Source organism: Colwellia sp. MB02u-9, assembly GCF_014077085.1.
Lineage (GTDB): Bacteria > Pseudomonadota > Gammaproteobacteria > Enterobacterales > Alteromonadaceae > Cognaticolwellia.
Map to the genome: position 1 here is coordinate 32,843 of NZ_JACGVF010000091.1, position 13,813 is coordinate 46,655.

The window sequence follows — 13,813 nt, forward strand, 5'->3', positions numbered from 1 at the left end:
TAGTCAGTTGCAGCAAACATAAGTCAATACTGTCCTGAAAAGTTCACTAAGTTACAAACACTAAAAGCACTATCAATCACAGTGTCAGCCACTAGCTTAGGCTCAAACTTACAGCAGTGAAACTTTAAGGTAACGGTTTGTACGCCACAATTATAAAACCATGCCATTTTTAAACTGCTCTGAGCGCAGAGTTGGCATTAACGCCAATAACGTTAATAACGTTAATGCCAACTTTACCAACAAGCCTACCATCATAATCAACCACTACTTTATGACACCCTTTTTCTCAATACCTTTTGGCGGTTTTAAAAATCACTTTATTAACATACAGTTGATAACAACCTTGTCATTAACACTAAAGTATAACCGTCAATAATTTATAGTTTGCTATTATTAATAGCAACAACGTAAACAGATAAAATCTTTATTACTGATCCTTAAAGAGTCAAATCATGCAATCAAATGATTATAACAACAAGCAGGCTAAAGCAGCGCTCATTAGTATAGAATCTTTACATAATGCTATTTTCAACAGTGCCAACTTCTCCAGTATCACCACCGATGCTAAAGGCGTTATTCGGCTATTTAATGTTGGTGCCGAACATATGTTGGGCTATAGCGCTGCGGAGGTGATGAATAAACTCACACCAGCCGATATTTCTGATGAACAAGAGCTTATTGTTCGCGCTGAAGGCCTTAGCATCGAATTTAATACCAACATTAACCCAGGCTTTGAGGCTTTAGTTTACAAGGCGGCACGTAGTATTGAAGATATTTATGAACTGACCTATATCCGCAAAGATGGCAGCCGCTTTCCAGCGATAGTATCAGTGACTGCCTTGCGTAATACTGAAAAAAATATTATTGGCTACCTGTTAATTGGTACCGATAATACCGCACGTACTCTGGTCAGAGCCGGAGCATTACAAATTGCTCTTTTCAACAGCGTTAATTTCTCCAGTATCGCCACCGATGCCAAAGGTATTATTCAAATATTTAATATTGGCGCCGAACATTTGTTGGGCTATACGGCTAAAGAGGTAATTAATAAACTCACACCCGCCGATTTCTCTAATAAAAAAGAGCTTATTACACGCGCCCAAGCCCTCAGTATTGAACTTAACACGCCCATTAGCGCAGGCTTTGAGGCCATGGTTTACAAAGCTAGACACGGTATTGAAGATATCTATGAACTGACCTATATTTGCAAAGATGGCAGCTACTTGCCGGCAATGGTGTCGGTAACACCATTGCACAGTCCTCATGGTGTTATTATTGGCTATCTATTAATTGTTACCGATAATACCTTGCGCAAAAAAGCTGAATTAGCGCTCATGGAGGCCAAAGTTTTACAGAACGCTATTTTTAAAAGTAAAACTTTCTCCAGTATCGCCACCGATGCCAAAGGAATTATTCAGCTATTTAATGCCGGTGCAGAGCATATCCTGGGCTATAGCGCTGCGGAGGTGGTGAATAAACTTACACCAGCCGATATTTCTGATCCACAAGAGCTGATTGTTCGCGCTAAAGGCCTCAGTATTGAATTTAATACTAACATTAGTGCCGGCTTTGAAGCTTTGGTTTACAAAGCTAATCATAGCATTGAAGATATTTATGAACTGACCTATATCCGCAAAGATGGCAGCCAGTTTCCAGCAGAAGTGTCGGTAACGGCATTGCGTGATGCCCAAAATATTATCATTGGCTATCTATTAATTGCTAATGATAATACTGCACGTAAGAGAGAGGCTGAAGCTCGCCTGCAATTAGCCGCCAGCGTTTTTACCAACGCCAGTGAAGGTATTTTCATTACCGATGCTGCCGGATTGATTATTGACGTTAATAATACCTTTACGACGATCACCGGCTATAGCCGTGACGAAGTTATTGGACAGCACCCAAGTATGCTTCAGTCGGATCAACAAGAGCCTGAGTTTTATGACAATATGTGGCAAGTGCTATTGGAAAAAGGTTTTTTCTCTGGTGAAGTATTGAGCCGCCGTAAAAATGGTCAAGTGTACAGCGAAATGCTGAACATAAGTTCAGTCAAAAATGCTAATGGCCAAACAAGTAACTACGTGGCGTTATTCACTGATATTACACCAATAAAAGAACACCAAAATCAACTAGAGCATATTGCTCATTACGACATACTGACTAATTTACCCAATCGTGTTTTACTTGCCGACCGATTATCTCAAGCCATGTTACAGTGCAGCCGTCATCAAAAGTCACTCGCCGTGGTATTTATAGATTTAGATGGTTTTAAGAATATCAATGATGCCCATGGTCATCAAGTGGGTGATGACCTTCTGATTGCCCTCTCACTTCGCATGAAAGAGGCGTTACGTGAAGGTGATACTTTAGCTCGACTTGGCGGTGATGAATTTGTTGCGGTATTAGCTGATTTATCCAAAGTTGAAGACTGTGAGCCGGTATTAAAACGGCTGTTATTGGCTGCGGCTAAGCCGACGACCATTAATAACATCGTATTAAAAGTCTCAGCCAGTATTGGCGTTACCATCTATCCGCAAGACAGTGCTGATACCGACCAACTCATGCGCCATGCCGACCAAGCCATGTATGTCGCTAAAGAATCAGGTAAGAATCGTTATCACTTATTTGATACCGCTCAAGATGACGCCATTAAATTACAACAAGACAATCTTGAAGCCATTCGCCGCGCATTAGACCAAGATCAATTTGTGCTCCATTATCAGCCTAAAGTTAATATGAGAACAGGCTTAGTAACCGGCGTTGAAGCACTTATTCGCTGGCAACACCCAACACTAGGCTTATTAAATCCTATTGAGTTTTTGCCGTTTATTGAGAATAACCCCATAAGTATTGAGATAGGTGAATGGGTTATTGATACCGCACTGAAACAAATCAGCGCATGGCAAAAAATGGGCCTTAATGGCCCACTAAAAACTAGCGTAAATATTGCTGCCGTACAATTGCAGCAGCCTGACTTCACCCATAAACTAACAAAACTACTGGCCGCCCACGCCAATATAGCACCCCATTATTTAGAGCTAGAAGTGCTGGAAACAAGTGCTCTAGATGACGTTAGTCACGTCTCAGCCACCATGAATAAATGTATCGCGTTAGGTGTAAGCTTTGCCTTAGATGATTTTGGCACCGGCTACTTGTCTTTAACTTACCTGAGACGACTGCCCGCAGACTTGATCAAGATAGATCAGAGTTTTATCCGAGACATGTTAATTGACCTTGATGATTTGGCCATTGTTGAAGGCGTAATAGCGTTAGCTAAATCATTCAAACGTCAGGTAATTGCCGAGGGTGTTGAAACAATTGAACATGGCACTGCGTTACTGCAACTAGGTTGCGACTTAGCACAAGGTTATGGCATTGCCAAACCTATGCCCGCTAGCGAAATTCCCGCCTGGATCAATAACTGGCAGCCTGATGCGAGTTGGAAAACATAAGAATCTACATATAATAAACTCACTATAAATACTGTGAAGTGAGTTTAATGAGTTTAATGAGTTTGATGAGTTTGATGAGTTTAGATAATCATGCCACTTTACTTTTAAAAGGCAACCAAGCGCACTAAGTAACCCCCGACATTTAAAATTTCAGTTCAAATGTCGGTTCAAATGCCAATAAAAAAACGGGTTACAGACTAATATTTTTATATAAATTTATTTTAAAAAAACTTTCAGCAACTTTTTACTTATAAAAAATTATAATTTATCAATAGACAGTCACTGGCAACACTAACAGGGCGAAAACTACCATGAGTTTATTTTCTTTACTGCTGCCCACAATAGTACCTGCCAATTACCCACCTCATTCTCAAGCTTATTTCTAAGTAAGGAGTTAAACTTAATAGATAAGCTATATTTCTATTAAGTTTAACAAGCTGTTAAATGAATTTTTCATATTAACAGCGGTAAATTTAAATATGAAAACGATTGGCTAAATCTTGCATCTTGGTTGCTAAGTAAGCTTGTTCTTTTGCTGTTGCCGCTATTTGTGTAGCTCCTGCAGAAGTTTCTGACGATTTCAGTTCTATATTAATAATATTTTGCGCAACATCTTGTGTCACAACTGATTGCTCTTCAATCGCAGTAGCCACTTGTTCTGTCATAGCAAAAATATGACTAATCGTAGAGGTTATTTCTTGCAAGCTATGCTCGACATTTTTTGAATTCTCTACCGCAACACTCGCCTTTTGTTGGCTATTTTCGATAACTTTATGGGCAGCATTTACATCAGCTTGTAATGAACCAATAAAGCTCTCAATTTCTAAGGTGGATTGATGTGTACGTTTAGCTAGCGTTCGCACTTCATCAGCAACCACAGCAAATCCTCGCCCTTGCTCTCCGGCCCTGGCGGCCTCAATAGCAGCATTAAGTGCTAATAAATTAGTCTGGTCAGCAACTGATTTAATTACGTCAACCACCTTAGTTATATTGCCACTACTTGCATGTAAGCTGTTAATTCTTTGCGCTAATCTGTCAATTTCTTGCGAAAGCTCTTCAATTGAGTGATAGGAAAGCTGCACAACATCAAGGCCACTTTTTGCTTGGCTATCAGCCTCTCTGGCTGAATCTGCGGTAGCTTGGGTATTACCAGCAACCTCTTTTACCGTTGCTGACAATTCTTCTACGGCAGTAGCAATAGCAACAATACCTTCTTGTTGTTCCGCTAATGTAATCGCATTATGTTCACAAGTGACTGAGGTTTCTTCCGCTGCTGCAGATAGCGTTAAGCTAGCGCTAGAAATTTCATTAATGGTCTGCGAGAATTGCTCCAAAGTAAGATTTAATGCTATTGAAATTTGTCCTAGCTCACTCTTACCTTGTAATTTTGTTCGTACCGTTAAATCACTTTCGTTTCTAACCAGTCTCATGACTTGAGTCAATTCATTTACCCGTGAAGTTAAATCCTTAATTGACACACGGGTGATCACAATAACTAACATCAGTAAAACTATGGTTACAGCAATGCTTAGAGCTAAAGTATTAAACGCGGTGGCCTGTGCATTTTTAACAAATAACAGTAAGTTGTCAGCGATTTTCTGACCACTTTTTTGATACTGACCGATTTTTAATGTCGCTTGTTGAAACCAATACAGCGGGTCGACACCAAAACCTGATGTTTTACTTTCAGCTATGGTACGCAGTTTCATCACTTCTTTTATCGCTGGGTGAGCCATCTGCTCTTGGTAATAGCGGATATTTTCAGCGCTAGTGAAAGCTAAAAAATTAGCCATAAAAACTTTTTGTTCCGTCTCTAAAGTAACAAACTTAACAAAGGTACCCTCGCTAAATTCATCACGAGCAAAGGTGCTACTGAGGACAGCACGCTCAATTCCAGCACGCTCTTTACCCTGAAGAAAGTTGTAATAGGCAATGCTTTGCTCTGTTAATTTTGCATTGGTGCTGAGATCGGTAATGATGTAAGAAACAGAGAGTAACTTGGCATTAAGTCTTGTGTAGTAAGCAATCGCTTTACTACTGTCTATAGCTAAGTCACTCACTTGCGAGCGTATAAGGTTTAATTTTTCTAACTCAGCAGCAATCTCTTGATTTAACTTCACAATTGACACTTGCTTAAAGTCATTAAGCTTTAAAAAAGCATCACGCGAAGTTAATTTCTCATCGGTGGCGATGCGTTGTTTATTCAACCTAGTGACAAAGGTTTTTCCTTTAGAGCCTAAAAAGCCAGCAGTAGTGCCACGCTCTTTTTGTAACTCATGAACTAATTCACTATAACTAATCGATAATTGAGTCAATTCAGTGAGGTTTTTCATCTCGTTATTAACAATATAACTTTGTTTAATCGTTAAAATACTCAACCACAAAAAGCCAATAAGTGGTAAGGCCAATACTATAAAGATTTTATTTTTAAATGAAATATCAGAAAACGTCATTACTTATCCTTTGATAAGAGTAATTAAAAAAAGCAAAATTAGGCTAACAATCTAATCGTTAATTTTCTTAGCTAAATGCCCGCTCTACTTCAAGCTGCAGATTGGTGCGAGTTGAGAAAGGCTTAGCTAAACAGATTCATCGTTCCAGACTGAGCCTAAGTAAATACATCCGTGTAGACAGAGTATGGATTTAAGACAACATCTTAGATAGTGAAGCTAGAGCAAACTATGACGCAGTTGCTCTAATAACACCGTTCAATATGGCTATATCATCAAAATCCACAACGCAGTAAAAACACTTTATCAGCTTACCTGTAGGGGGGTTACAAGTTTACAGCTGATATTTTACTAAAATTTAAGGTACTCACTTAAGTATTAATAACACCATAATTTATTTTGGTGTATTTTTTGGCACAATAAAAGCTTTATAAATACTTAACATCCGGATTTTAGAAAAATATGGCTATAACTTCAAGCTATTTATGCCAAATACCTGGCTCAACTTTACCTTGAAATTCAATATCGGCTTGTTTAAATTCCATATCAGCATCGCTAACGTTTTCAAGCTGACGTTTAGCATTATAGTCTTTTGTTAGGGCCACTATTGTTGGCGTAAGTTGTACAATAGCGATAACGTTAACTAAAGTCATTAAGCCTAACGCGACATCAGCCATACTCCACACTTGAATTAAACTGGCACTTGAACCCCAAAAAACCATCGCCAAATACATTGTCGTGTAGATGGTGCGTCCAACTTTATTATCCAGTTTGAAAAAATGTAAGTTACTTTCGGCATAGGCATAATTTGCGACCACCGAGGTAAAAGCAAATAAGCTAATCGCTGCCGAAACAAAATAAACCCCGTTCGCGCCTAAGTGATGAGTAATAGCACTTTGGGTTAAACGAATGCCTTCCATTTCACCACTAATGTTAATATCGGCAAGTAAAATAATAAACGCGGTGCAGGTACACAACACCATAGTGTCTAAAAACACCCCTAACATTTGCACGTAGCCTTGGGTAACAGGATGATTAGGCACAGGTCTTGCGCTAGCAGCAGCATGCGGCACGCTACCTGCGCCGGCTTCGTTGGAATATAATCCACGCTGAATACCATTTTTAATCGCAGCACCTAGCATGCCAGCGCCAGCCTCTTGTAAGCCAAAAGCGGAAGTAATAATATCGTATAACATCGCAGGTACGGCACTCAGGTTCATCAAGGTAATGCTTACCGCCACCAAAATAAAAGCAATGCCCATAAAAGGCACAATTAACTCGGCAAAGCGTGCAATACGCTTTAAGCCGCCTAGTACAATCGCACCGGCAAGTAGCGTAATTAATGCCCCCGAGTACAGTGTAGGAATATTAAAAGCATGGTTTAACGAGTCGGCAATGGTATTAGCTTGCATCGCACTGAAACTAAAGCCGTAACCTAAAAACAAACATAGTGAGAACAAAATGGCCAACCAACGTTGGTTAAGACCTTTTTGGATGTAATAAGCAGGGCCTCCTCGATATTCTTTATGGTCGTCTTTGACTTTATAGAGCTGGCCTAAAATGCTTTCGGCAAAACCTGTTGCCATACCCAACAAGGCAATAACCCACATCCAAAATATTGCGCCACTCCCCCCAAGTGAGATAGCGACCGCCACGCCAGCCAAATTACCGGTACCTACCCGTGCCGACAAACCAATAAATAACGCTTGTAGCGAACTTATGCCTGAACTGTCTGTCGAGTTTTCATCATTTTTAGCACTGTTTTTTAAAACAGAAAACATATGACGAAAATTGAGAATTTGAACAAACTTTAGCTTATAAGAAAACCAAAAACCTGCGAATAACAAAACATAAATGAGAACTTGCCCTTCACCCCATAAAACATTATTTATGCTCGAGACAATTTGTTCGAAATTCATTGTTGCTGATCCTTGTTGACATTGCAGTGAGTTGTTGTAACTGGATAATAAATCTTACTTTAGCAAATTTTAAAGTTAATTATTAGTATGTTATGAAGTTTTAAAGGGAATAATTACCACTAAGATAAAATACCCTTCAATAACAACTAGGCACTAACGTTTGGCCAGATGGGTTAACTTCGATTGTTGAGTGTTTAATGCCATATTTATCTAATAACATGGTTTTAATTTCAGTTAAATCTATATGGTCAATATTCGTTGCAGGTTGTAATTTACATTCTAAAAACAACTTATGTTCATCGAGTTGCCAAACATGAATATCTAGCGCGGCATTCACCGCTACGTTTAACTCAATATCTGCTTTAAGTTCACTTATGTCAAACGCTTCAGGCACCGCTTGCATTAATATCTTTATGCTTTGAAGTGCAAGTAATCCGCCGTGATAAAGTACGTATATTGAAATTAAAACAGTCGCTATCACATCAACAAAATACCACTGATAAAATATGATCAAAACCCCGGCAATAATGACCGCAACCGACGCCAAGGCATCAGACACATTATGAATAAAAGCTGCGCGTAAATTCATGCTACTTTTTGCCCCTGACATATAAGTTAATACCGCGGTGGCAATATCGATAACCAAAGCAATACCTGCGATATAAATCACTATCCAGCCATTAATTTCTGTTGGATTAAAATATTTACTGACCGCTTCATAAATAAGATAAAGGCCAACAATAATCAGCGTAATACTATTGATCAAAGTACCAATAATTTCGGCTCTTTGATAACCAAAAGTCATATTTTCATCCGCTTTCTTAGCCGATACTTTACGCGCAAAAATCGCAATAACAATCGCGCCTGCATCACTTAAATTATGCAAGGCGTCGGCAATTAACGATAAGCTGCCCGAGAGTACACCACCCATGATCTGCACTATGGTTAATAAAACATTAATCAATACGGCAAAGGTCAATTTACCGTTGTCCTTATGTGATTGAGAATGTGAATGTGAGTGTGAGTGAGACATTTTTACCTCTTAAATATTTATCTGTAACAATAAAATAATAGCGTGATAAAGAGGATTATCACGCTATAAAAAACAAACATTTTATACCATAGCGATTAAACCCGATAAAACTAGTGCGTTAACTGCGCTATTTTTTCCTTTGAAAACCAGGAAAACAGCACAGGTAAAACAAATAATGTCAGCAATGTTGCGGTCACTAGCCCGCCAACAATAACACTCGCTAAAGGTCGCTGTATTTCAGCGCCTACGCCGTTTGACATTAGCATAGGAATTAAACCTAAAGCTGAAGTTATCGCAGTCATCAACACCGGGCGTAACCGTGAGGTAGCGCCTTCAAATACCGCTTTTGATACCACCAAGCCTGCTTTAATACGTTGATTGATACTCTCTACCATCACCACACCATTGAGCACAGCGACACCAAACAAGGTAATAAAGCCGACAGAGCTGGGTACTGATAAATATTGTCCTGAAAAATACAGTGAGAACACACCACCAATAACCGCTAAGGGCACAGTCACTAAAATCAGTAATGCTTGACCGCTTGAGCCAAAAGCAAAATAGAGTAATAGTGCGATTAACCCTAACGACACAGGTAAAACGATAGCGAGCCTAGCTTGTGCCCGTTGTTGGTTTTCAAATTGACCACCAATAACGACAGAGTAACCCGCAGGTAAATCAACACTAGCGGCAATAGCCGCACGAATATCTGTCACTACACTGCCCATATCTCGACCTTGTACATTGGCTTGAATAACAACGCGGCGTTGCACATCATCACGACGCACTTGCGGCGGGCCTGATGCTAACGAAATATCAGCAATATCACCTAAGCGCACCCAAGCGCCAGTGGGCGACTGTAAACGTAAATCAGCGATAACATCACGGTTGTTACGACTTTTCTCCTGTAAGCGGACATAAATATCGTAACGTTCATTGCCATTAATGACCTGCCCTGCGGTAGTGCCGCCAATACCATTTTTAACTAAGTCCATCACATCAGCAACAGAAAAGCCAAAACGAGAAAGTTGCTGCCTATTGGGTTTAATGACCAACTGCGCTTCACCAACAATTTGCTCCATAGCCACATCGCGCGCACCCTCTACCGCTTTAATGGCCGTTTCTATCTCTTGCCCTTTCGAGGCGAGAACATCTAAATCAGGCCCAAAGAGCTTAACGGCCAATTGTGCTTTTACGCCAGACAGTAATTCATCAACACGGGTCGCGATAGGCTGAGAGAAATTCAGTAACAAACCCGGAAATTGTTCTAACTTAAGGGCCATTAGGCGCTGTAATTCATCACGATTGGTAGCGCTGGTCCATTCATTAACCGGCTTTAAGCCAATATAAATTTCAATGTTATTTACCGGCTCTGGATCGCCGCCAATTTCAGCGCGTCCCATGCGACTTAACGCGTATTCAACTTCAGGAAAAGTCAGTAGCATTTTTTCTAATATTGGGGCAACTTGCAACGCGGTAGCTAAGCTTGAAGACGGTGCTAAGGTCACTCTTAAATTAATCGTGCCCTCTTCTAACTCAGGCACAAACTCTGTGCCTATTTGTGGTACTAAGGTGATAGCACTGAGTAATAAAAGCACTGATGAGCTAATAACAACTTTGGTGTGTTTCATGGCAAGCGCTAAAGCTTGACGATACCAACGCTCTAGTGGTCGTAAAATAATACTTTCACGTATTTTAACGTCTTTTTTAAACAGATAAGTAGCTAGGGCAGGAACGACAATTAAAGCAACAAAAATAGCAGAAACCACGGCTAAAATAATACTAATGGCCATAGGTTGAAATAATTTAGCTTCTACACCTTCAAAGCTAAATAACGGCATAAATACCACTAGGATTATGGTGGCGGCAAAAAATATCGGCCGAGCAACCTCTTTGCCGGCTTGTTTTAATCTCAAAGGGATAGCATTGCGCTTATCTGCCAAAGCACCTGGGCCGCTGTCAGTTATTTTTCTGTCATTGTCTGCTATATCAATAGACCCACCATTTATAAAGGCATTATTTATAGACAAGCCACCCTTTTCATTACCAACAGTGGCGGCACTTAGCTGTGCTTCATCTGCTCGGTTAAGATGTCTAAACATGTTTTCAACCATCACTACTGAGCCATCAACCAACATGCCCATCGCTACGACTATGCCACCCAGTGACATTAAGTTCGCCGATAAACCTAAATATGACATGATCATTAAGGTCATTGCGATTGAAATAGGAATAGAGATCAATACTAAGAAGGTTGCCCTTAAATTCATCAAAAATAAGGCCAGCACAAGCGCAATAAAAATAAACGCCAAAATAAGTGAGTCAACCACGGTATTAACCGCTTTTACAATTAAGTCAGATTGATCGTAAAAAGCTTCAAAGCGCACCCCTTTTGGTAGTGCTTGCTCAATTAAGGGTAACCGGGCATTTATGCCATCAATGGTTGATTTTGTATTAGCCCCCATACGCTTAAGCACAATGCCCGAAACCACTTCACCTAATACTTCAATATCGCCATTTTCTGCTCGGCGAGTCATAGTGGCCGCACCTTGGCGAATTTCACTACCCAGTTCAACGCTAGCAACATCAGCCACGGTAATAACCGTACCATCAACGATTTTAACCGGCACTTGCTCAATATCAGTTATACCCGCTGCGCCACCACTAAACCAACCCGTGCCACGAACCACTAACTGCTCTTGGCCTCGGTTCATGTACCAACCACCAACATTGCTATTGTTATTGCCTAAGGCGCTAACAATGTCGCTTTGGCTAAGCTCGTAAGAGAGTAATTTACTAGGTTCAATATTAACTTGGTATTGACGAACATTGCCGCCAAATGACAAAACATCAGTAACACCATCAACCGGCATCAGTAATAATTTAACCACCCAATCATTTAAGCTGCGCAGCGCCATTGCGTCATAACCAGCGTCTTTGTCGGCAATAAGTAAGTATTGAAATACTTGCCCTAACCCTGAAGTATTGGGGCCCATTTCTGGCGTACCCACACCTTTGGGGATCAGTTCTTTCGCTGCTTGTAAGCGCTCAAAAACCAATTGACGGGCAAAGTAAATATCAGTACCCGCTTTAAAAACCACCGTCACTCCTGATAAACCGGTTTTAGAAATTGACCGCACTTGCTCAACATCAGGCATGGCGTACATTACCGCTTCAATAGGATAAGTAATGAGTTGTTCAACTTCCTCTGCGGCTAGGCCCGGCGCTTCGGTATTTACCGCCACTTGTACGTTAGTTACATCCGGAAAAGCATCCAAATTTAACTGCGGAATAATAAACACTGAGCCAATCAGGGTTGCTACTAACATCAAGATCACCCATAGGCGATTGTTGACAGAAAAATCAATTATTTTATTAAACATAGTTTCTATTCCTTGGTTCTTCGCTCATGCTAGGCTTTAATGGTTATGCGGGTCAAAGCCGCCTTTGGCGATTTCAGAGGCAACAAAAAACGCGCCTTGAGTAACAATGCGTGTGTTTGGCGCAAGGCCAATTATTTCTCGATATTCGCCTAACGAACGACCTAAGGTTATTTCTACTGCGGTAAACTCTCCGGGGTGATCTTCAACAAATACCGTCCAATCACCATCGCTTGAGCGCATCAATGCCGACTCAGGTACGGCCATCACTTTTGTGTCCGTTTTAAAACTAAAATTTACATTAACAAACATACCTGGATGAAGACGATCCTGGTCATTTTTAACCACTAAACGTACGATGCGGGTGCGGGTTTTTGGGTCTATGGTGTGCGCTTCTTGAATAACAGTGGCGACAAAAAATTGCTTGGCCATTTCAATCACAGCTTGCGTACCTTTGGGTAAGTTTAATTGCTTATTGGGCGAAACCCGTGCTTCAACCCAGAGCTCACTTTCGTCTGCTAACACCATAATGGCGTCGCCTGCAGACACCCGTTGCCCCTGATAAAAATCATCACTTAATACCGCACCAGCCCGCTGTGCAATCAAGGTGTATTCGCCAAGTTCTTCTAAATGATTATTTGACGAGTTGTTTTTAACCACATAGGCAATAGCCTGCTCTGTTAAACCAAAGGCTTTCAAACGACTGTACGCCGAAATATAATCAGTTTCGGCCGCTAATAATTGGCTTTCACTAACGCTCGCTTTACCCAGCTTTTTATTTCTTTGCCAGTCATTATAAGCAACACGGTATTTCGCTTGTGCTTCTACAACAGACTCACTAAATAATGTGACTAGCGCATCGCCTTTTTCCACATGCTGCCCTAACGTGGCGTGGCGAGAAACCACCACAGATTCAGTGCGCGGTGAAACAATATAGCTTTTATAGCCATTAGCTTTAATCTCACCCGGTGCATAGACATGATTGGTAAACACCTTTGCGGATACCTCGGCAACTTCAATACCCGCAATCGCCATTTTTTCAAGGCTTAAGCTGACACCTTCTTTATGGGATGCTGCTGCAGGTTCATTACCTTTTAAAGCGTTTTCTATCAGATCTTGGCTAGAGTTTGATTTAGCGCTTTGTACAGAACCTATAAGCGTTTGTGCTTCATTGCCATGTTGGTGTGAATGTTTTTCAGCCTTATCTTCATGTCTTGAGCTGACTTCATCTGCAGCATGCTCTTTTTGCTTGAGGGGGTGACTGACTTGCTGTTCATCTTCTGTATGGTGTCTTGTTATTGATTGCGAGGTTGTTATTGATTTCGAGCTTGGTATTGCTGTGGGTGCAATGTTAACGGCTAACGCTGAAGCACTAAACACCACAAGCAAGACTAAAACCAATAGTAGCTTCGCATTAAACAAGCCCATTAATACTCGTGGAGAAATAGCGATATTTGCTAAAAAGCTGATATTTGAAGATCGAAAAAATAGTGCTGCCATAGTGAGGATGCTGATATAAAACTTATGCATATTGATACTCTTAATTTTCTTTTTAAGATTAATAAATCGAAACTATCCAAGC

6 protein-coding genes are annotated in these 13,813 nt (G+C 40.6%); 1 reads left to right on the forward strand and 5 read right to left on the reverse strand.

Features of this window, described 5'->3' with window-relative positions; translation table 11 throughout:
* Positions 1-452: 452 nt before the first annotated feature.
* Entirely contained in the window at positions 453-3,449 is a 2,997-nt protein-coding gene (locus tag H4J65_RS07260) for an EAL domain-containing protein (protein WP_182197077.1), read from the forward strand.
* A 473-nt stretch (positions 3,450-3,922) separates the two neighbouring features.
* Here H4J65_RS07260 and H4J65_RS07265 read toward each other — a convergent pair whose 3' ends face one another.
* From H4J65_RS07265 to H4J65_RS07285, 5 genes are all read right to left on the reverse strand, one after another.
* Positions 3,923-5,902, reverse strand: coding sequence for a methyl-accepting chemotaxis protein (locus H4J65_RS07265; RefSeq protein ID WP_182197079.1), 1,980 nt, complete (start codon positions 5,900-5,902; stop codon positions 3,923-3,925).
* Positions 5,903-6,378: 476 nt separating this feature from the next.
* Positions 6,379-7,818: a sodium:alanine symporter family protein gene (locus H4J65_RS07270; protein WP_182197082.1), complete on the reverse strand. Its 1,440-nt coding sequence runs from the start codon at positions 7,816-7,818 to the stop codon at positions 6,379-6,381.
* Between the two features lie 136 nt (positions 7,819-7,954).
* The gene (locus H4J65_RS07275; RefSeq protein WP_182137547.1) at positions 7,955-8,851 is read right to left on the reverse strand and encodes a cation diffusion facilitator family transporter; all 897 of its coding nucleotides are present in this window, start codon (positions 8,849-8,851) and stop codon (positions 7,955-7,957) included.
* Positions 8,852-8,961: 110 nt separating this feature from the next.
* Positions 8,962-12,234 carry an efflux RND transporter permease subunit gene (locus tag H4J65_RS07280; protein ID WP_182197084.1) on the reverse strand — a complete coding sequence of 1,091 codons (3,273 nt, stop codon included), beginning with the start codon at positions 12,232-12,234 and terminating at the stop codon, positions 8,962-8,964.
* A gap of 36 nt (positions 12,235-12,270) precedes the next feature.
* On the reverse strand, positions 12,271-13,761 hold the full coding sequence (locus tag H4J65_RS07285) for an efflux RND transporter periplasmic adaptor subunit (protein ID WP_259367556.1): 1,491 nt from the start codon (positions 13,759-13,761) through the stop codon (positions 12,271-12,273).
* Positions 13,762-13,813 lie beyond the last annotated feature (52 nt).

Coding starts and splice junctions, on each gene's coding strand:
- H4J65_RS07260 (WP_182197077.1), top strand. CDS start 453: ATGCAATCAAATGATTATAACAACAAGCAGGCTAAAGCAGCGCTCATT.
- H4J65_RS07265 (WP_182197079.1), bottom strand. CDS start 5,902: ATGACGTTTTCTGATATTTCATTTAAAAATAAAATCTTTATAGTATTG.
- H4J65_RS07270 (WP_182197082.1), bottom strand. CDS start 7,818: ATGAATTTCGAACAAATTGTCTCGAGCATAAATAATGTTTTATGGGGT.
- H4J65_RS07275 (WP_182137547.1), bottom strand. CDS start 8,851: ATGTCTCACTCACACTCACATTCACATTCTCAATCACATAAGGACAAC.
- H4J65_RS07280 (WP_182197084.1), bottom strand. CDS start 12,234: ATGTTTAATAAAATAATTGATTTTTCTGTCAACAATCGCCTATGGGTG.
- H4J65_RS07285 (WP_259367556.1), bottom strand. CDS start 13,761: ATGCATAAGTTTTATATCAGCATCCTCACTATGGCAGCACTATTTTTT.